Raw genomic sequence first — 17,836 nt, forward strand, 5'->3', positions numbered from 1 at the left:
CTGCGACTGCTGGGCGATCATGGAGGCCGGGGTGGACCCCGGCCGCTACATCCTGGGCGACGAGCTCACCATGCTCGACCTCTACGTCGCCGTCGTCTCCCGCTTCCGCCCGCGCCGCCGGCGCTTCTACGCCGCCGCCCCGCGCATGGGCGAAGCCGTCCGCCGCATCGACGCCGACCCGCGCCTCGCCGCCCTCTGGGCCGAACGCTATCCGTTCTTCGCAGGGTGGGATCGGCTGTAGGGCCCCACAGGCGGCGTTCGCTACCTCTGCGGCCGGAAGCTGAAGGTGAAGGCCGCGACCGTGTCTTCGCGGGTCTGCTGGCCCCAGATCATGTGCTTGCCCTTCACCTCGCGGTGGATGACGCCCAGCGAGCTCTGCATGTCGCCCTTGCGCCAGCCGACGCCGACCTGGGCGTCGCCGACCAGGGCGCCGGTGTTGTCGGTCGACCAGCCGGCGCGGTCCCAGCCGCCCCGGTCCGAGCGGGTCATGTTGAGCCCCACCGCCTGGCCGGATGCGGCGGCGAACAGATACCAGCGGCCGGCGTCGCCGAAGCTCTGGCCGTCCTTCACGCCCATGTCGCGCAGTTGCGCCATCGCCCGCTCGCCCCGGGTCCTGGGCGAGACCGTCAGCGTGGCGCCGCCCTCGGCCGCGCCGCGCCCGCGCTCGGAGACGCCGAAGCCGGCGTGCGGCGCGACCTCGAACTCCAGCCCGTCGGACGCGAAGCTCACCGCCTTCGGCCAGCTCCGGATGGCGACGTTGAGCGCCGAGCGGCTGAGCGCGGACGCGTTCAGGGCGGCGGTGAGATCGGGAACACGGCTCTGCGCCGTGGCGGCGCCCGCGGCCGCACAGCTCATCACCCCGACGACGAGCGCGACCCCACGCATGCGCTACTCCCCGTTCCCGGGATCATGTTTCGCCGGAAGCGCCCGCCCCGCAAGGCCAAAACCGCCACGCGCGAATTGCGGCAGGGCGACCGCCGGCTGCCCGGCCCGCCTATTGGCAGGCGAGGCATTCCTCGTAGTCGGTCTTGCCTTCGATCTGCATCTCGACCGCGGCGACCTCTTCGCCCCCGGCGTGGCTGGCCCGCTGCACCGACTTGGAGCGCAGGTAGTAGAGCGACTTGCAACCGCGCTCCCACGCCGTCCAGTGCAGCATGTGCAGGTCCCACTTGTCGACATCGCCGGGCAGGAAGACGTTGACCGACTGGCTCTGGCAGATGTCGGGCGTGCGGTCGGCGGCGAGTTCGATGATCCAGCGCTGGTCGATCTCGAACGCCGTCCTGTAGACGTCCTTGTCGTCCTGGCCGAGGAAGTCGAGGTGCTGCACCGAGCCCTCGTGCGCCAGGATCGAGTCCCAGATCGCGGGCGTGTTCTGGCCGGCCGCGTCGAGGATCTTCTCCAGGTAGGGGTTCTTCACCGCGAAGGTCCCGGAGAGGGTCTTGTGCGTGTAGATGTTGGCCGGGATCGGCTCGATGCCGGCGCTCGTGCCGCCACAGATGATCGAGATCGACGCGGTCGGCGCGATCGCCAGCTTGTGGCTGAAGCGTTCCATCACGCCGCGGTCGGCGGCGTCCGGGCACGGGCCGCGCTCGGCGGCCAGCTTGCGCGAGGCCGCGTCGCACTGGCGGCGCAGCGTCTTGAACAGCCGCATGTTCCAGCTCTTCGCCATCGCGCTCTCGAACGGCACGTTCTGGCTCTGCAGGAACGAGTGGAAGCCCATCAGGCCTAGCCCGACCGACCGCTCGCGCCGCGCGGCGTAGACCGCGTTCTTCATCTCGGCGGGCGCGCGGACGATGAAGTCCTCCAGCACGTTGTCGAGGAAGCGCATGACGTCCTCGACGAACGTCGGGTGGTCGCGCCACTCCAGAAACGTCTCGGCGTTGACCGAGGAGAGGCAGCAGACGGCGGTCCGCTCCTCGCCCTGATGGTCCTTGCCCGTGTGCAGCATGATCTCGCTGCACAGGTTCGACTGGCGCACCGTCAGGCCGAGGTCGCGCTGATGCTGCGGCATCATCCGGTTCACGGTGTCGGAGAAGATCAGGTAGGGCTCGCCGGTCTGCAGGCGGATCTCCAGGATCTTCTGCCAGAGCGAGCGGGCGTCGACCTCGCGGATCACCTCGCCGGTCTTGGGCGAGCGCAGCCCGAACAGGGCCCCGTCGCGCACGGCCTCCATGAACTCGTCGGTGATGTTCAGGCCGTGGTGGAGATTCAGGCTCTTGCGGTTGAAGTCGCCCGAGGGCTTCCGGATCTCCAGGAACTCCTCGATCTCGGGGTGGTGGACGTCGAGGTAGACGGCCGCCGAGCCGCGCCGCAGCGAGCCCTGGCTGATCGCCAGCGTGAGGCTGTCCATCACGCGGATGAAGGGGATGATGCCGCTGGTCTGGCCCGCGCCCTTCACCTTCTCGCCGATCGAGCGGACGCCGCCCCAGTAGGTGCCGATGCCGCCGCCGTTGGACGCCAGCGCCACGTTCTCGTTCCAGACGCCGACGATGCCTTCCAGGTTGTCCGGCACCGCGTTCAGGAAGCAACTGATCGGCAGGCCGCGCTGGGCGCCGCCGTTCGACAGCACCGGCGTCGCCGGCATAAACCACAGACGCGAGATGTAGTCGTAGATCCGCTGGGCGTGGTCGGCGTCGTCGGCGAACGCGGTCGCGACGCGGGCGAACATGTCCTGGTAGCTTTCGCCGGGCAGCAGGTAGCGGTCTTCCAGGGTCGTCTTGCCGAAGTCGGTCAGCAGGGCGTCGCGCGATCGGTCGACCTCGACCTTGCGCACCAGTTGCAGTTGCGGGCGCGCCGACGCCTGCGGCGCAACCCGTTCAGAAGTCTCGGCAATCCCAACCTTCGCCGCTTCGCTCATGTCCCTCGACCTGCCTTCGTGGGAAGCGGGGTCGTCTCCCCCACCCGCTTCCAGCCCCTACATGTTGTGTCGGTGCTGTCCCGAACAACCCACATATGGGGCCATCGGTCGTTTGACTCGTCAATGAGGACGCCGGCCCGCGCACAGACTTTTTCGCTAACGAGACGTTAACGCGCACCCCGCCCGTCTCGGCGGGACTCCCGGACGCCCACTCGCCTCACGAGCTTGTGATATCTGTCCCGCGAGCCGGCAGCGCGACGAGGGGACGGGCGTCAGGTCAGCGGCCACACCAGCGCGATCGCCGCGGTTCCCGCCACCAGCACCAGCAGCGTCAGCGGCGCGCCCAGGCGCGGGTAGTCCGCGAACCGGTAGCCGCCGGGCGCCATGACCAGCGTGTTGCACTGGTGGCCGATGGGCGTGAGGAAGTCGCACGCCGCCCCCAGGGCCACCGCCATCAGGAACGGATCGGGGTTCAGGCCCAACAGCTTCGCCAGGCTCGCGCCGACGGGCGCCACGATCAGCACCGTGGCGGCGTTGTTCAGGAACGGCGTCGCCGCCATCGCCACGGCCATCACCGCCGCCAGCGCCAGGATCGGCGGACGTCCCTCGAAGAGGTGCGCCAGCGTCCGGGCGATCAGGTCCGCGCCGCCGGTCGCCCGGATCGCGTCCGACACCGGAATCAGCGCGGCGATCAGCACCAGGAGCGGCCCGTCCAGCGCCGCATAGGCCTCACGCATGCGGATCGCGCCGATGGCGATCATCAGCATCGCCGCCGCGAAGAAGGCGATCGCCACCGGCACGGCCTGGAAGGCCACCAGCACCATGGCGCCGGCCAGGATCAGCGGCGGCCCCACGGTATGGCGGATACCGCCCAGCCGCACCTGGCGCTCGGCCAGCGGCAGGAATCCCATCAGCTTCATCGCGCCGGGCAGGGTCCGCTCCGAACCCTCCAGCACCACGATGTCGCCGGCGCGCAGCTTCAGGGTCCTGAGCGCGCTTGAGATGCGATAGCCGGTGCGGCTCACCGCCAGCAACTTCAGGCCGTGCGCGGTGTGCAGGTCGGCCTCGCGCACCGAATGGCCGACCAGGGGCGAGTCCGGACCGATCACCGCCTCGACCACCCGCGCCTCCTCGGTGGGCGTCTCGATGACGATGGGCCGGTCGGCGCGCGTGATCCTGAGCTTCAGGCGCGCGATCAGGTCGTCCAGCGCCCCGTGCTCGCCCTCCAGCAAGAGGACGTCGCCCGTCCGCGGCCGCATGTTCGGGTGCGGCGGAGCGTGGCGCTCGCCGTCGCGCAGCAGCGCCAGCACGCGCACCTCGCCGTGCGCGATCCGGCCCAGCTTGGCCACGGTCGTCGCCCGCGTCGCATCCCAGCCGCCGGGGATCTCCGCCTCGGTCACATACGGATTGGCGGCCAGCGCCGCGTCCATCGTCTCTGGCGTCGGCCGGTGCTTCGGCAGCAGGCGGAAGCCGACCATCAGGAACGCGAACCCGGCCGCCGTCACCGACAGGCCCACCGGCGCGTAGTCGTACATCCCGAACGGCCGGCCGACGATCTCCTCGCGCACCTGGCTGACGATGATGTTCGGCGAGGTGCCGACCAGAGTCACCGCGCCGCCCAGCAGCGCCCCGAACGACATCGGCATCAGCAGCCGCGACGGCGGCGTGCCCGTCCGCTTCGCCACCGCCAGTGCGATCGGCAGCATGATCGCGAGCGCGCCGACGTTCTTGGTCACCATCGAGAGCAGCGTCACGGCCCCGGTGAACAGGGCCACCTGCGACGCCTGGCCCCTCAGCCGGCCGAGCAGCGGCCGCAGCGCGACCTCCACGACGCCCGACTTGGCGAACGCCGCGCTCACGATCAGCGCGCAGGCGATGATGACCGTGATGTCGTTCTTGAAGCCGTCGAACGCCGCCTTCGCCGGCACGACGTTCAGCGCCACGCCCGCCAGGAGCGCGCCCAGCGCGATCGCGTCGTAGCGCCAGCGGCCCCAGATGAAGCCCACGATCGTCGCGCCGACCAGCGCGAACGCCAGCGCCTGCTGAAGGGTCATGGCCCTGTCCCTCGGGGTTCCCGACCTGAAGAACGCGAAGCGGCGCCGTTCGCTGCGTGGACGCGGGCGCGCCGGCGCCGCAGAAGGGACGGATGGAGAGCCGCTTCCTCGTCATCGGCGCGGGCCTGGCCGGCGCGTCGGCCGCCGCCTTCCTGGCCGAGCACGGGTCCGTCACGATCCTCGAGGCCGAGGACCAGCCCGGCTATCACACCACCGGCCGCTCGGCGGCCAGCTACATCGACACCTACGGCCACGCCGCCGTCTGCTCCTCCACCCGCGCCAGCCGCGACTTCTTCTGGAACCCGCCGCCCGGTTTCGCCGAGCATCCGCTCGTCCGCCCCCGCGCCGAGCTCGAGATCGCCCAGCCGGGGCAGACCGCGGCGCTGGCCGCGATGCTGGAGACCCACGGCGCGGCCCTGCGGCCCGTCGACCGCGACGAAATCCTGCGGCTCTGCCCGATCCTCAAGCCCGGGATCGACTGGTCGGGCGCAATCAACGAGGCCACGGCCGACATCGACGTGGACGCCCTGCTGCAGGGCTTCCTGCGCCTGGTCAAGGCCCGCGGCGCCCGGCTCGTCACCGGGGCGCGCGTCACCGGCCTCCAGCGGATCGGCGCGTCATACGTGATCGCGACCCCTATGGGTGAATATCGAGCGGACACCGTCGTCAACGCCGCCGGCGCCTGGGCGGGGGAGGTCGGACGGCTCGCAGGCCTGGGCGACCTGGGCCTGACGCCGCTGCGCCGCACAGCGCTGAAGATCGAACCGGCGACGAAGGACGGCATCGGCGACTGGCCCTTCGTCATCGACGTGGAGGAGACGTTCTACTTCCGGCCCGACGGCGGCGGCCTGATGCTCTCGCCCGCCGACGAGACGCCGTCCGAGCCTTGCGACTGCCAGCCCGACGAACTGGACGTCGCCATCGCCGTGGACCACTTCGAGCAGGCCACCACCGAGACGGTCCGCCGCGTCGCCCACCGCTGGGCGGGCCTGCGCACCTTCGCGCCCGACCGGATCCCCGTCGTCGGCCCGGACCCTCGGGAGCCCCGCTTCCTCTGGCTCGCCGGCCAGGGCGGCTATGGCATCCAGACCGCGCCTTCGCTCGCCATGGCGACAGCCGCTCTGGCAACCACGGGCGACGTGCATGAGGCGCTGAAGGCGCAAGGCGTCACGGCGGCCGACCTCGGCCCGGCGCGGCTGATCTAGCGGGCGCGCGGCACGACGTAGGAAGAGGAAAGCGCCATCCCGGCCCCACCCGCCCGCGCGGTCAGGCCCGGGATGGCCTCCTCGGGGGAGAGCTCCTAGGCGTCCAGGTTGAGCAGCGCAGGGTCGCCGCCCTGGGCCGTGATGTTGACGCTGACGGCGCGCTCGACGGCGTAGCGCAGCAGCGCATGCGGGCCGCCGGCCTTCGGGCCGGTCCCGGACAGGCCCTCGCCCCCGAACGGCTGCACGCCGACCACCGCGCCGATCATCGAGCGGTTCACGTAGGCGTTGCCGGCGGGCACGGTCCGCCGGACCTCCTCGGCGAACGCCTCGATGCGGGAGTGGACGCCCAGCGTCAGGCCGTAGCGGGCCTGCACCAGCGGCGCGGCCGCCTCAGCCAGCTTCGCGGGGTCGTAGCGCACCACATGCAGCACGGGCCCGAACACCTCCTTCTGCAGGAAGGACGCGTCGGGGATCTCGGCCAGGGTGGGGGCGAAGAAGTGACCGCCCTTCGGGACATCCAGGCGCTCCAGCACCTTGGCGCCTTTCCTCAGCCGCGCGACGTGGGCGTCCAGCGCGGCCTTCGCCTCCTCGTCGATCACGGGGCCGATGTCGGTGCGCGGATCGGCCGGATCGCCGACCACCAGCGTCTTCATCGCGCCCTGCAGCCCCTCGATCAGCAGGTCGGCCGTGTCGTGCGGCGCGAACAGGATGCGCAGCGCCGAGCAGCGCTGGCCCGCCGAGCCGAAGCCCGAGGTCAGCACGTCGTCGATCACCTGCTCGCGCAGCGCCGTCGTGTCGACGAACATGGCGTTCAGCCCGCCCGTTTCGGCGATGAACGGCACGATCGGCCCCTGGCGCGCCGCCAGCGTGCGGTTGATCGCCCAGGCGGTGTCGGTGCCGCCGGTGAACGCGACGCCGTCGCAGCCGGGATGCGCCGTAAGCTGCGCGCCCACCGTCGCGCCGTCGCCGGGCAGGAGGTGCAGCAGGTCGACCGGCACGCCCGCGGCGTGGAACAGCTTCACCGCCTCGGTGGCGATGATCGGCGTCTGCTCGGCCGGCTTGGCCAACACGCCGTTGCCGGCCGCGAGCGCGGCGGCGATCTGGCCGGTGAAGATGGCCAGCGGGAAGTTCCAGGGGCTGATGCAGACGAAGACGCCGCGGCCGTGCAGGCTGAGCTGGTTCGTCTCGCCCACTGGACCGCGCAGGGTGTCGGGCTGGGCGAACTGCCGCTCGGCCAGGTGGGCATAGTAGCGGCAGAAATCAGCGGCCTCGCGCACCTCGGCGATGGCGTCGGCCAGTGTCTTGCCGGCCTCGCGCACGCAGATGGCGATCAGGCGCTCGCGCGAGGCCTCGAGCGCATCGCCCATGGCGCGCAACACCTTGGCGCGGCCCTCGCCGCCCTGGCGGTCCCAGGCGGGCTGCGCGGCCTTGGCGGCGGCGAAGGCCGTGCCGACCTGCAACGGCGTGGCGGCCCAGGCGCGGCCGATCTCGCGGCCGAGGTCCTGCGGCGAGAGCGCCGGCTGGCCCGCGCCGTCGGCCATCAGCTTGCCGCGGACGATCGGCGCGCCCTGCAATGCCGGAAGCGCGTCGATGGCCGCGGCCAGTCGATCGCGCACCTCGGCGATGGAGAGGTCGAGGCCCATCGAGTTCCTGCGCGACGGTCCGTAGATGTCGCGTGGCAGCGGGATGCGCGGGTGCGGCCCGGCGCCGGCCGCCTCCACCGCCGCGATCGGATCGACGACGACCTTGCCGACCGGCGTCTTCTCGTCGAGCAGGGCGTGGACGAACGAGGTGTTGGCCCCGTTCTCCAGCAGGCGGCGCACCAGGTAGGGCAGAAGGTCCTCGTGGCTGCCCACCGGGGCGTAGACCCTGAGCGGGAAGTCGCCGTAGCGCTCGTGCGCGGCGGCGTAGAGCGCCTCGCCCATGCCGTGCAGGCGCTGGAACTCCACCTGCAGGCTCATCTGGCTGGCCATCAACCGCACCGCCGCCAAGGTGTGGGCGTTGTGGGTCGCGAACTGGCCATAGAGGTGCGGCGCGGCGCCGAGCAGCGCGCGGGCGCAGGCCAGGTAGCTGACGTCGGTCGCGGCCTTGGTCGTGTAGACGGGATAGCCCTCGAGCCCGGCCACCTGGGCGCGCTTGATCTCCGAGTCCCAGTAGGCGCCCTTCACCAGCCGCACCATCAGCCGGCGGCCCGACGCGCGCGCGATGCCGGCCACCGCCTCGATCGTGCGCGGCCCGCGCTTCTGGTAGGCCTGGACCGCAAGGCCCAGGCCCTTCCACGTGCCCAGGGCCGGCTCGCGCGCCAGCCGGTCCAGGATCTCCAGGGAGATCACGAGCCGGTCGGCTTCCTCGGCGTCGAGGGTGAAGTTGATGTTGGCCTCCGCAGCCGCCTCGGCCAGGCGCAGCGCGCGCGGGTAGAGGTCGGCCATCACCCGCTCGGCCTGGCGCGCCTCGTAGCGCGGCGAGAGCGCCGACAGCTTCACCGAGATGCCGTGGCCCCGCTCCGGGCCTTGGCCTTTGGCCGCCTTGCCCACCACGGTGATGGCGCGGGCGTAGGCCGCCTCGTAGCGGTCGGCGTCGGCGTCGGTGCGGGCGCCTTCGCCCAGCATGTCGTAGCTGCAGATGAAGCCGTCGTCGCCAGCCCGCTTCAGCGCCTTCTCGATGGTGGCGCCCAGCACGAACTGCTCGCCCATGATCCGCACGGCGGCGCCGACGGCGCGGCGGATCACCGGCTCGCCCAGCCGCCCGGCCAGCCGCTTGATGAAGCCCGAGAGGTCGTTGCGCGCCTCCTCGTCCGGGTCGATCAGCTTGCCCGTGAGCATCAGGCTCCAGGTCGAGGCGTTGACCAGCAGCGAGTCGGACCGGCCGGCGTGGCTGGCCCAGTCGGCGGAGGCGATCTTCTCGGCGATCAGCCGGTCGCGGGTCTCTTCGTCGGGCGTGCGCAGCAGCGCCTCGGCCAGGCACATCAGCGCCAGGCCCTCGCGGGTCGACAGGCTGAACTCCTGCAGGAAGCTCTCGACCACGCCCTGGCGGTCGGCGGCCTTGCGCGCGGCGCGCACCAGCGCCTCGGCCTCGCCCTGCACCGCCTCGCGGTCCTGCGGGCCGAGCGGGCGGCCCGCGAGGAGATCGGCCAGCGCCGTGCGTTCGTCGGCGAACTTGCCGTCGTCCAGGTGATCGAACGCCATGAGAGTGCTCCGCGACTAGTAGTCTTCGGAGTAATCCACACTTCTCCGAATGTGCTACGTTATATATCCGAGATCACCGAAGACTCCCGGCTGGAGCGCGTGCATGGCGAATAATCTGCGGCTGGACGACACCGATCGCCGGCTTCTCCGCACGTTGCAGTCCGACGGCCGGATTTCGAACGCCGAACTCGCCGAACGGTGCAACCTCTCGCCCAGCGCCTGCTCCGACCGCGTGCGGCGGTTGCGCGAGAGCGGCTACATCACCGGCTTCGCGGCCCTGATCGACCCGCAGATGGTCGAGCGCGGGGTGCTGATCTTCGTGGAGGTCGTGCTGGACCGCACCACGCCCGAGGTCTTCGAGACCTTCGCCGCCGCCGCGCGGCGCGCGCCCGACGTCCTCGAATGCCACATGGTCGCCGGCGGCTTCGACTACCTGATCAAGAGCCGCGTCCGCGACCTGGCCGCCTGGCGCAAGTTCCTGGAGGACGTGCTGGTGCGCATCCCCGGCGTGCGCGAGACCCGAACCTACGCGGTGCTGGAGGAAGTGAAGTCCACCACGGCGCTGCCGATCTAGCGCAGAGCACTTTTCCCTCCCTTGATAGGAGGGACAGACCGCGCAGCGCGGTCAGCGTGAGGGAGTGTGCTCCAAGCGCGGCGCTTCGTGCTCTGCCGTCCCACCCCGAACGCGCCGAGCACCCTCGAGCACATGGATGACGTGATCCACCACACCGCCCAGATTCCCTCGCACATCGGTCGCGGAGAACCTCAGCACAATGAAGCCTTCGCGCCGCGCAATCCGATCGCGGACCAAATCATGGTCAGCCTGAAGGTCGTCGTTGTGCTGTGAGCCATCGACTTCGATCACCAGTCGATACGAGAGACACGCGAAGTCGAAGAAGTAGCCGCGGAACGGAAACTGCCGCCGGAACGCGTAGCCGCGCTCCCGAAGTCGCTTCAGCCGACTCCAGAGCATCACCTCCGGCTCGCTCATGCTTTGCCGCATCTCGCGGCCGCGCTTGATCTCTGGCCTCATCCCGAGATGGATGTTCTCTTTTTGTTCCTTCGTCAAGAAGGCTGATCACTGGTCGCCTCGCTCTGGGTCACACTCCCTCACCCTGGCCGCGTCGCGGTCTGTCCCTCCCCATCAAGGGAGGGAAATGAAAAGAGCCCGGCCTTTCGGCCGGGCTCCAATCATTCGCAGTGAGCGATCGACTTAGAAGTTGATGTCGATCGTCGAGCGGCGGTTCAGCGGTTCCTTCACGCCGTCGCCGGTGGCGACCGCGAGCTGGGTTTCGCCCTTCCAGTCGACCGAGAGGGTCGTCTGGTTCACGCCCGAGCCCACCAGGGCGTCAGCGACGGCCTTGGCGCGGCGCTCGGACAGACGGACGTTGTACGCCGGCGAACCGGAGCTGTCGGTGTGGCCGACGACCACGACGCGGGTGGCGTTGCCGCCCTTGGCGTAGTTGGCCGCATCGGTGATCACCGCCTGGGCTTCCGGCGTGATCACGTACTGATCGAACGGGAAGTAGACGATGAACTGCTTGGCCTCGTAGGCCGCCGGCGGAGGCGGCGGGGGCGGCGGCGGCGGCGGGGGAGGCGGCGGAGGCGGAGGCGGCGGGGGCGGCGGGGGCGGCGGGGGCTCGGCCACCGCGAAGATGTAGCGCAGACCCAGCGTCACCGCCTGGTCCTTGTACTCGCCCGAGAACACGCCCGGCTGCAGGCCGGTCGCCACGCTGCCCGTCGACGTGAAGTCCACGTCCGAGCCCGCGAGGTAGCGGTAGGTGAGGTCGACGCGCAGTTGGTCGGTGGCCCGCCAGGCGAGGCCCGCGATGAACTGATAGGCGAACGCCGTGTCGTCGTCGTCGATCGTCAGGTTCTGGATGGCGTTGGCCGCCGCGGTGCCGACCGGCACGTTCGAGAACTGGCCGGTGACGTCCGTCGAGATGTGGTTCGCGCCGATGCCGGCGCCGATGAACGGGTTGATCACGCTGTTGGGCGCGATGTCGTAGATGATGTTGCCCATCACCGTCCAAGCCGACACGTCGCCGTCCGGCTTGCCGCAGGCCGGAGCCGCGGGCGTGCGGGTGACGCCGGGGGTGCAGAGACCCACGATCGCCTGGTTGGCGCCGCCGCGGATCGACTCGATGTCGCCCGAGCGGTAGCCGACTTCCAGCTCGACGCGCCAGTGATCGGTCAGTTGGTAGCCGAGACGGGCGAAGCCGGCCCAGTCGTCTTCCTGGCTGAAGTCCCAGTTATACGGCGCGCCGTTCGGCGCGTTGTTCGAGGACGTCATCTCGAACTCTTGGGGCCAGTGGTAGCCGAGATCCACGGCGCCGTACCAACCTTCTTGGGCGGCGGCGCCGGATGCGGCGAACGCCGCAGCCATCGCGGCCCCAGCCAGGAGTTTCAACTTCATAATCAGAGCCCTCTCGTTGCCCTCAGGTGGTGCGGCCGTTCGACCCAGCCGCCGTTATAACAAGGCCGGATGGTTGCGAAAGTGTCGCCGGGGCCACACTCGGAGCGCAATTTCGCCAGCCTTTACCAAGCTCTACCAGGACGTCATAGCCCCGATCCCGCGCAAATGATTGGATTTGCCCGGAACCGCAAACAGAACATCCCCTCCTGACCCGCGCGGCGACGGCCGCTCAGGCCCGAATCTCATCGCCAGTCCCTCCGAAAGTCTCTGCCGACGGCCGGGATGCGTCCGTCGATTTCTGACCGAAGTCCTTGGCTTTCCTTGTAAAGACGCGTCGGTGACGCAGCCGGGCGCGGCCGGGATTGCCCCGCCGCACTCTCCGTCTCCCGTGAGCCGATGCCGGTCATGCACATTTTCCCCGACCGCAGGCGCCGCCTTGCGTCAGCCCGTCAACGAGCAAGGCCACGCTTGGTTCCGCGCCATCGCGCGCCGGATCGTTTTTTTCGGAGGGCCGTGATTTCGGCGCCATTCCGACGCGGCGCGGTCAGCCCTGCCGCTCGCGGAAACGCCGGGCGCGGCCACCGAGCGATTCGGGCCGGTTGAGCGCCTTGCGGAATTCGTCGCGCCGCTCGTGAATCGAGGCGATCACCAGGCCCATCGGGACGCCGATCTCGACCAGCACCGCCTCCGAGAGCTGCAGGCTCGCCTCGACGGTCTCCGGCACCGCGTCGGTGGCCCCCAGGTCGTAGAGCCGCTGCGCGTGGCGCGCGTCGCGGGCGCGGGCCACGATGGTCAGGTCCGGCCGCAGTTCGCGGGCCACGGCGACGATCGTCTCGACGCCCTCGGGATCGTCCATGGTCACGACCAGCGCCGGAGCGTCGGCGAGCCCGCAGCGCAGCAGGAAGTCGGCCCGCGCGGCATCCCCGAAGTAGATGGTCTCGCCGGCGCGCCGCCCCTGGTCCACCAGCCGCGGATCCAGCTCCGCGCCGACCCAGGGGAGGTCGTGACGCCGCAGCATGTCGCCGACGAGGCGTCCGACGCGGCCGTAGCCCACCACCAGGACCTTCGGCGCGGCGTCGGGGGCTGCGTCCGGCTTCTCGGTGGGTTGCTCCGCGGGCGTCACGCGGCGGCCGCCCAGCCGCAGGCCGAGCTGCGCCAGGAACGGGATCGAGAACATCGACAGCGTCGCGGCGACCAGGACCGTCTGGCCCACGTCACGCCGCACCAGCCCCTCGGTCATCGCCTGTCCCAGGATGACGAAGGCGAACTCGCCGGCGCCCGCCAGCAGCAACGCCGCCTCGATGGCGCTCTTGGTCTTCAGGCCGAACGCCCGCGCCAGGCCGAAGATGATCGCCGTGTTCATGGCCAGCAGCCCGAGCGCCGAGCCGAGGATCACCAGCGGGCGGTCCAGCAGCAGCGGCACGTTCAGCCCGATGCCGACCGACAGGAAGAAGAGCCCGAGCAGCAGACCCTTGAACGGCTCGACCCGCACCTCGACCTCGTGGCGGAACTCGGTCTCCGCCAGGAGCAGGCCGGCGATGAAGGCGCCGAGCGCCATGGACAGGCCGGTGATCGCGCTGACCAGCCCCGCGCCCACCACCACCAGCAGGCAGGCGGCCACGAACAGCTCCTCGCTCTTCGCCCGCGCCACCGAGCGCAGCATCGGACGCATCAGGAAGCGGCCGAACAGGAACAGGAACGCCACGCCCAGGATCGCCGGCAGGAACGAGAGCAGCAGGGCGGGCGAGAGCGGCTGGTCGGTGCGGTCGCCCATCAGCGTCAGCGTCACCAGGATCGGCGCCACCGCCAGGTCCTGGAACAGCAGCACCGAGAAGGTCGCGCGCCCGGCCACCGCATGCTGGCGCTTCTGCTCGGTCAGGATCGGCATCACGATGGCGGTGGACGACAGCGCCAGCGCCGCGCCCAGCGCGATCGCCGCGGCCGGGGCCTGGCCGGTGAGGTAGGCCACGCCCGCGGTCGCGCTCAGGCACAGCGCCACCTGCAGCGCGCCGAGGCCGAACACGTAGCGGCGCAGCGACCGCAGGCGCTCCCACGACAGCTCGAGGCCGATGGCGAACAGCAGGAACACCACCCCGAACTCGGCGAGCTGCGCGAGTTCGTCCGGATTGGCGATGGTGAAGGCATCCAGCCAGGAGATCTCTCGCGCCAACTGGCCCAGGCCGTAGGGGCCCAGCAGCACGCCGGCGCCCAGGAATCCCAGGATCGGGCTGATACGCCATTGCCGGAAAAGCGGGACGACGACCCCTGCCGTGGCCAGGAACAGCACCACATCCTTGTATGCGCCGGGCTGAACCTCGCCTGCCATCCGGTCTCCCAATTGTCTGGACGGCGTCACTATGGCCTACGCGGGCCGCTTGCGGAATCCCGCCAGCGCTCTAGAAGCGCGATCCTGTGGGAAGGTCGAAAACCGTTCAGATCACGCCGCAGGCCGAGCGCCGCGCCCTGATCGCGCTCGTCGCGGTCTTCGCGCTGCTCGTCCAGGCGCTGTTCCCCGCCTACGCCGCGGCCTCGCCGCTGGTCGGGCCGGGCATGACGATCTGCACCGACATGGGCCTCTCGGCCGACCTCCCCGGCGGCCCGCAGCCGACCGCGCCCGCCCACGGCTGCGACCACTGCATCTGCCCTGCGCCCGTCGCAACGCCCGCCGTGGCCGACACGCCGGTCGAGATGGTGCGCTACGCCGAGGCGCAGCCTTCGCTGACGCCCCACGCCGCGCCGGTCAGCCCGGGCCACGGCCTGGCCGCGCCGCCGCCGCCCCCCCGAGGACCGCCCGCCCCGAACGCCTGAAACGACGCCGCCCGCGCGCGAGCCCTACGCGCGCCCGTCCTTCACGTTCGGAATCCCGCATCCATGTCCCGCAATCGCGCCCTCGCGCGCGCCATCTGGCTGGGCGCCTGCGCCTGGCCCGCCCTCGCCTGCGCCGCCGCCGACGAAGCCGCCACGACCATCGACAGCGTCATCGTCACCGGCGCCCGCCACCCGGAAGACCCGCCCGTCGTGCAGGATGCGCGCAAGCGCCTGTCGGAGACGCCCGGCGCCGTCTCGGTGATCTCGCAGGAGAGCTACGCCCGCCGCTTCGCCGTGGCCCTGGACGACATCCTGCGCGACGCGCCCGGCGTCTACGCCCAGAAGAAGTGGGGCGGCGACGTCCGCATCTCCATCCGCGGATCCGGAATCGGCAACGCCAACCACAATCGCGGCCTGCTGATCGCCCAGGACGGCGTGCCGCTGAACGAGGCCGACGGCTACGGCGACAGCCAGATCGCCGATCCGCTCACCACCCGCTTCACCGAGGTCTACCGCGGCGGCAACGCGCTGCGCTTCGGCGGCGCCCTGCTGGGCGGTGCGATCAACATGGTCACGCCGACCGGGAGGACCGCCGGCCACGGCGCCCTGCTGCGCGTCGACGGCGGCAGCTTCGGGATGCACCGCGAGCACGGCGCGGTGGCGCTCCGGGCCGGCGACTGGGACGTCTACGCCGCGGTCACGAACCAGCGTGGCCAGGGCTGGCGGCCGCAGAGCCAGCAGAACATCCAGTTCGGCTCGCTGAACGTCGGCCGCAGCTTCGGCGAGGACCGCGAGGTCCGCCTCATCGTCAACGGCTCGAACATCAACCAGGAGATCCCCGGCGCGCTCACCCGCGCTCAGTTCGACGCCGACCCGCGCCAGCCCGCGCCCGGCAACTACGCCAGCGATCAGGGCCGCAACCAGCGCGGCGTGCGATCGTCGCTCCGCACGACCTGGCGGCTCGGCGACAGCGCGGTGTTCGAGGGCGCGGTCTACGGCGTCTGGAAAGACCTCGACCACCCAATCTTCCAGGTCATCGACCAGGAAAGCCGCAACTACGGCGCCTTCGGCCGCCTGGACTGGCAGGGCGAGCTGGGCGGGCGCCGGGCCGACGCCTACCTCGGCGCCTGGCTGCGCGCCGGCGACCTCGACTCCAACTTCTACATCAACGTGAGGGGCGCGCGCGGCGCACCCACCTCCCGCACCCGACAGAACGCCGGCGCCGCCGACGTCTTCGGCGAGGGCCGCCTCTTCGTCACCGACCGGCTTGCGCTGGTGGCCGGCGCGACCTGGGGCGCCGCCGGCCGCGACTACCGGCAGTACGCGATCCCCGCTCAGCCCGCGACCTTCGACCTGAAGGCGTCCAGGGACTACGAATGGCTGGCCCCGCGCATCGGCCTCCTCTGGGAAGACGACGGCGGCGCGCAGGTGTTCGCCAACCTGACCAAATCGGTGGAGCCGCCGAACCACGGCTCGCTTTCGCCCACCGGAACCGGCTTCGCCCCGGTGAAGGCCCAGGTCGCATGGACCGCCGAGGTCGGGACGCGCGGCCGGCGCGGCCCGCTCACCTGGGACCTCACCGCCTACCGGGCGGAGCTCAGGAAGGAACTCCTGCAGTTCACCGTGGCGCCGAACATCCCGGCCTCGACCTTCAACGCCGGCGACACCGTCCACCAGGGCGTCGAGGCGGCGCTGGACTGGGACATCACGCGGCGGCTGCGCCTGCGCCAGACCTACACCCTCTCCGACTTCCGCTTCCGGGGGGACAGCCAGTACGGCGACAACCGCCTGCCGATCGCGCCCAGGCGCTTCTACCGCGCCGAGCTGCGCTGGCAGCACCCCGCCGGGTGGTTCGTCGCGCCCTCGCTGGAGGCCGCCTCGGCGGTCTGGGTCGACTACCGGAACACGACCGGCGCGCCGGCCTATACGGTCTTCAACGTGGGCGCGGGCTATGCGCTGAACGACCGCGTCAGCCTGTTCCTCGACGCCCGCAACCTGGCGGACAAGACCTACGTCTCCAACGTCCAGGCGCAGATCGCCGCCGGCGCGACCAGCGCCGCCTACTGGCCCGGCGACGGGCGCGCCGTCTATGCCGGCCTGAGCGCCGGCTTCTGAACCCAAAGGGAGGATCTCATGAGCGACAACATCGACACCCGCCGCCGCTGGATGGCGCGCGCCGCCCTGGGCCTAGGCGTCCTGCTGGCCCATTCGCGGACGGCGACCGCCCAGGCCCCCTCTCCGGCCCCGGCCGCTGGCAAGAAGAAGACCGTCGGCGTGGTGCTTTACCCGGACTTCGAGGTGCTGGACGTCTTCGGCCCCGTCGAGATGTGGGCCAACACGCCCGACCTGAAGGTGATCTTCGTCGCCCAGACGGCGGGGCCGGTGCGCTCGGCGCAGGGCGTGTCGGTCGTGGCCGACCACGACTTCGCGAGCGCCCCGCCGCTCGACATCGTGATGACGCCGGGCGGCGTCGGCACGTTCGCGCAGTTGAGGAACGAGACGTTCCTGCAGTACCTGCGCGACGCCGACCGCGGCGCCGAGTTCACCACCTCGGTCTGCACGGGCTCGGCGCTGCTCGCGAGGGCGGGCCTGCTGAAGGGCCGCCGCGCCACGTCGAACAAGAAGTTCTTCGCCCTCGCCGAGCAGCAGGGCGGCGGGGTGACGTGGGTGAGGCATGCACGGTGGGTCGAGGACGGCAAGTACATCACCTCCTCGGGCGTCTCGGCCGGAACCGACATGGCGCTGGGCGTGGTGGCCCGCCTGCACGGCAAGGAGGCGGCGCGCACGCTTGCGCGGCTGCTGGAGTATCAATGGAGCGAGGATCCGAACAACGATCCGTTCGCCATCGGTTGAGGGCCGACATGAAATTCCTGATCACCGCCGCCGCGCTGACGCTCGCCGCAGCGTCGGCGCAAGCCGCCCCGAAGGTCTCCGCCGCCTGGAGCCGACCCGCCGCCCAGGGCTCCACCGGCGCAGGCTACATGACGCTCAGCAACGCGGGCCCGGCCGACGCCCTCGTCGCCGCCGAGAGCCCGCTTTCCGGCCATGTGATGATCCACCATTCGTCCATCGCGAACGGCATGGCGTCGATGAAGATGGTGGCCCGCGTGCCCGTCGCGGCGGGCCGGAGCGTCACATTCGCCCCGGGCGGATACCACCTGATGTTCATGGGCCTGACCAAGGCGCTGAACGTCGGCGACACCCTGCCCGCCACCCTCGTCTTCGCCAGCGGAGCCCGGGTGAAGGCGTCGTTCGTCGTGGGTCTCGCGCCGCCCGTCCGCAAATGACCGCCTGACAAAAATGTAACGCGC

Annotated in this window: 13 protein-coding genes and 1 pseudogene; 7 read left to right on the forward strand and 7 right to left on the reverse strand. The window is 70.9% G+C overall.

Annotated features, from left to right (window positions below; genetic code table 11):
* Positions 1-241, forward strand: a pseudogene (locus JNL41_RS08695) (glutathione S-transferase family protein); the annotation flags it as partial.
* Between the two features lie 20 nt (positions 242-261).
* On the opposite strand, the gene JNL41_RS08700 reads toward JNL41_RS08695, so the two are convergent.
* The 3 genes from JNL41_RS08700 to JNL41_RS08710 all read right to left on the reverse strand — a co-directional run bounded on the left by JNL41_RS08700 (position 262) and on the right by JNL41_RS08710 (position 4,911).
* Entirely contained in the window at positions 262-885 is a 624-nt protein-coding gene (locus tag JNL41_RS08700; RefSeq protein WP_293474057.1) for a lipid A-modifier LpxR family protein, read from the reverse strand.
* A gap of 109 nt (positions 886-994) precedes the next feature.
* Positions 995-2,857: a ribonucleoside-diphosphate reductase subunit alpha gene (locus JNL41_RS08705; RefSeq protein ID WP_293474059.1), complete on the reverse strand. Its 1,863-nt coding sequence runs from the start codon at positions 2,855-2,857 to the stop codon at positions 995-997.
* A gap of 272 nt (positions 2,858-3,129) precedes the next feature.
* Positions 3,130-4,911, reverse strand: a complete 1,782-nt coding sequence (locus JNL41_RS08710) for an SLC13 family permease (RefSeq protein WP_293474061.1) — start codon at positions 4,909-4,911, stop codon at positions 3,130-3,132.
* Positions 4,912-5,003: 92 nt separating this feature from the next.
* Between JNL41_RS08710 and JNL41_RS08715 the strand changes: the two genes are divergently transcribed.
* Positions 5,004-6,116, forward strand: coding sequence for an FAD-binding oxidoreductase (locus JNL41_RS08715; protein ID WP_293474063.1), 1,113 nt, complete (start codon positions 5,004-5,006; stop codon positions 6,114-6,116).
* Positions 6,117-6,211: 95 nt separating this feature from the next.
* On the opposite strand, the gene putA is transcribed toward JNL41_RS08715, so the two are convergent.
* Complete coding sequence (gene putA, locus JNL41_RS08720; RefSeq protein WP_293474065.1) at positions 6,212-9,301, reverse strand: bifunctional proline dehydrogenase/L-glutamate gamma-semialdehyde dehydrogenase PutA; 3,090 nt, start codon at positions 9,299-9,301, stop codon at positions 6,212-6,214.
* Between the two features lie 103 nt (positions 9,302-9,404).
* Here putA and JNL41_RS08725 point away from each other — a divergent pair, with 103 nt between their 5' ends.
* On the forward strand, positions 9,405-9,875 hold the full coding sequence (locus tag JNL41_RS08725; protein ID WP_293474067.1) for a winged helix-turn-helix transcriptional regulator: 471 nt from the start codon (positions 9,405-9,407) through the stop codon (positions 9,873-9,875).
* Between the two features lie 51 nt (positions 9,876-9,926).
* Here JNL41_RS08725 and JNL41_RS08730 read toward each other — a convergent pair whose 3' ends face one another.
* From JNL41_RS08730 to JNL41_RS08740, 3 genes are all read right to left on the reverse strand, one after another.
* Positions 9,927-10,370 (reverse strand): DUF559 domain-containing protein, encoded by a 444-nt coding sequence (locus JNL41_RS08730; RefSeq protein ID WP_293474069.1) that lies wholly within the window; start codon positions 10,368-10,370, stop codon positions 9,927-9,929.
* 144 nt (positions 10,371-10,514) lie between these two features.
* A complete protein-coding gene (locus tag JNL41_RS08735) occupies positions 10,515-11,717 on the reverse strand; it encodes an outer membrane beta-barrel protein (RefSeq protein ID WP_293474071.1) in 1,203 nt (400 codons plus the stop codon).
* Between the two features lie 544 nt (positions 11,718-12,261).
* Positions 12,262-14,043, reverse strand: a complete 1,782-nt coding sequence (locus tag JNL41_RS08740) for a cation:proton antiporter (protein ID WP_293474073.1) — start codon at positions 14,041-14,043, stop codon at positions 12,262-12,264.
* An 86-nt stretch (positions 14,044-14,129) separates the two neighbouring features.
* Between JNL41_RS08740 and JNL41_RS08745 the strand changes: the two genes are divergently transcribed.
* The 4 genes from JNL41_RS08745 to JNL41_RS08760 all read left to right on the forward strand — a co-directional run bounded on the left by JNL41_RS08745 (position 14,130) and on the right by JNL41_RS08760 (position 17,812).
* A complete protein-coding gene (locus JNL41_RS08745) occupies positions 14,130-14,525 on the forward strand; it encodes a hypothetical protein (RefSeq protein ID WP_293474075.1) in 396 nt (131 codons plus the stop codon).
* Positions 14,526-14,588: 63 nt separating this feature from the next.
* Positions 14,589-16,640, forward strand: coding sequence for a TonB-dependent receptor (locus JNL41_RS08750; RefSeq protein ID WP_293474077.1), 2,052 nt, complete (start codon positions 14,589-14,591; stop codon positions 16,638-16,640).
* Positions 16,641-16,658: 18 nt separating this feature from the next.
* On the forward strand, positions 16,659-17,378 hold the full coding sequence (locus tag JNL41_RS08755) for a DJ-1/PfpI family protein (protein ID WP_293474079.1): 720 nt from the start codon (positions 16,659-16,661) through the stop codon (positions 17,376-17,378).
* A gap of 8 nt (positions 17,379-17,386) precedes the next feature.
* Positions 17,387-17,812: a copper chaperone PCu(A)C gene (locus tag JNL41_RS08760; protein WP_293474081.1), complete on the forward strand. Its 426-nt coding sequence runs from the start codon at positions 17,387-17,389 to the stop codon at positions 17,810-17,812.
* The last annotated feature ends 24 nt before the right edge of the window (positions 17,813-17,836 follow it).

This window comes from Phenylobacterium sp. (assembly GCF_016793285.1).
Taxonomy (GTDB): Bacteria; Pseudomonadota; Alphaproteobacteria; order Caulobacterales; family Caulobacteraceae; genus Phenylobacterium.

What these genes read in the sequence shown, in the direction of transcription:
- JNL41_RS08700 (WP_293474057.1), bottom strand. Translation starts at nt 885, where the DNA reads ATGCGTGGGGTCGCGCTCGTCGTCGGGGTGATGAGCTGTGCGGCCGCG.
- JNL41_RS08705 (WP_293474059.1), bottom strand. Translation starts at nt 2,857, where the DNA reads ATGAGCGAAGCGGCGAAGGTTGGGATTGCCGAGACTTCTGAACGGGTT.
- JNL41_RS08710 (WP_293474061.1), bottom strand. Translation starts at nt 4,911, where the DNA reads ATGACCCTTCAGCAGGCGCTGGCGTTCGCGCTGGTCGGCGCGACGATC.
- JNL41_RS08715 (WP_293474063.1), top strand. Translation starts at nt 5,004, where the DNA reads ATGGAGAGCCGCTTCCTCGTCATCGGCGCGGGCCTGGCCGGCGCGTCG.
- putA (WP_293474065.1), bottom strand. Translation starts at nt 9,301, where the DNA reads ATGGCGTTCGATCACCTGGACGACGGCAAGTTCGCCGACGAACGCACG.
- JNL41_RS08725 (WP_293474067.1), top strand. Translation starts at nt 9,405, where the DNA reads ATGGCGAATAATCTGCGGCTGGACGACACCGATCGCCGGCTTCTCCGC.
- JNL41_RS08735 (WP_293474071.1), bottom strand. Translation starts at nt 11,717, where the DNA reads ATGAAGTTGAAACTCCTGGCTGGGGCCGCGATGGCTGCGGCGTTCGCC.
- JNL41_RS08740 (WP_293474073.1), bottom strand. Translation starts at nt 14,043, where the DNA reads ATGGCAGGCGAGGTTCAGCCCGGCGCATACAAGGATGTGGTGCTGTTC.
- JNL41_RS08750 (WP_293474077.1), top strand. Translation starts at nt 14,589, where the DNA reads ATGTCCCGCAATCGCGCCCTCGCGCGCGCCATCTGGCTGGGCGCCTGC.
- JNL41_RS08755 (WP_293474079.1), top strand. Translation starts at nt 16,659, where the DNA reads ATGAGCGACAACATCGACACCCGCCGCCGCTGGATGGCGCGCGCCGCC.
- JNL41_RS08760 (WP_293474081.1), top strand. Translation starts at nt 17,387, where the DNA reads ATGAAATTCCTGATCACCGCCGCCGCGCTGACGCTCGCCGCAGCGTCG.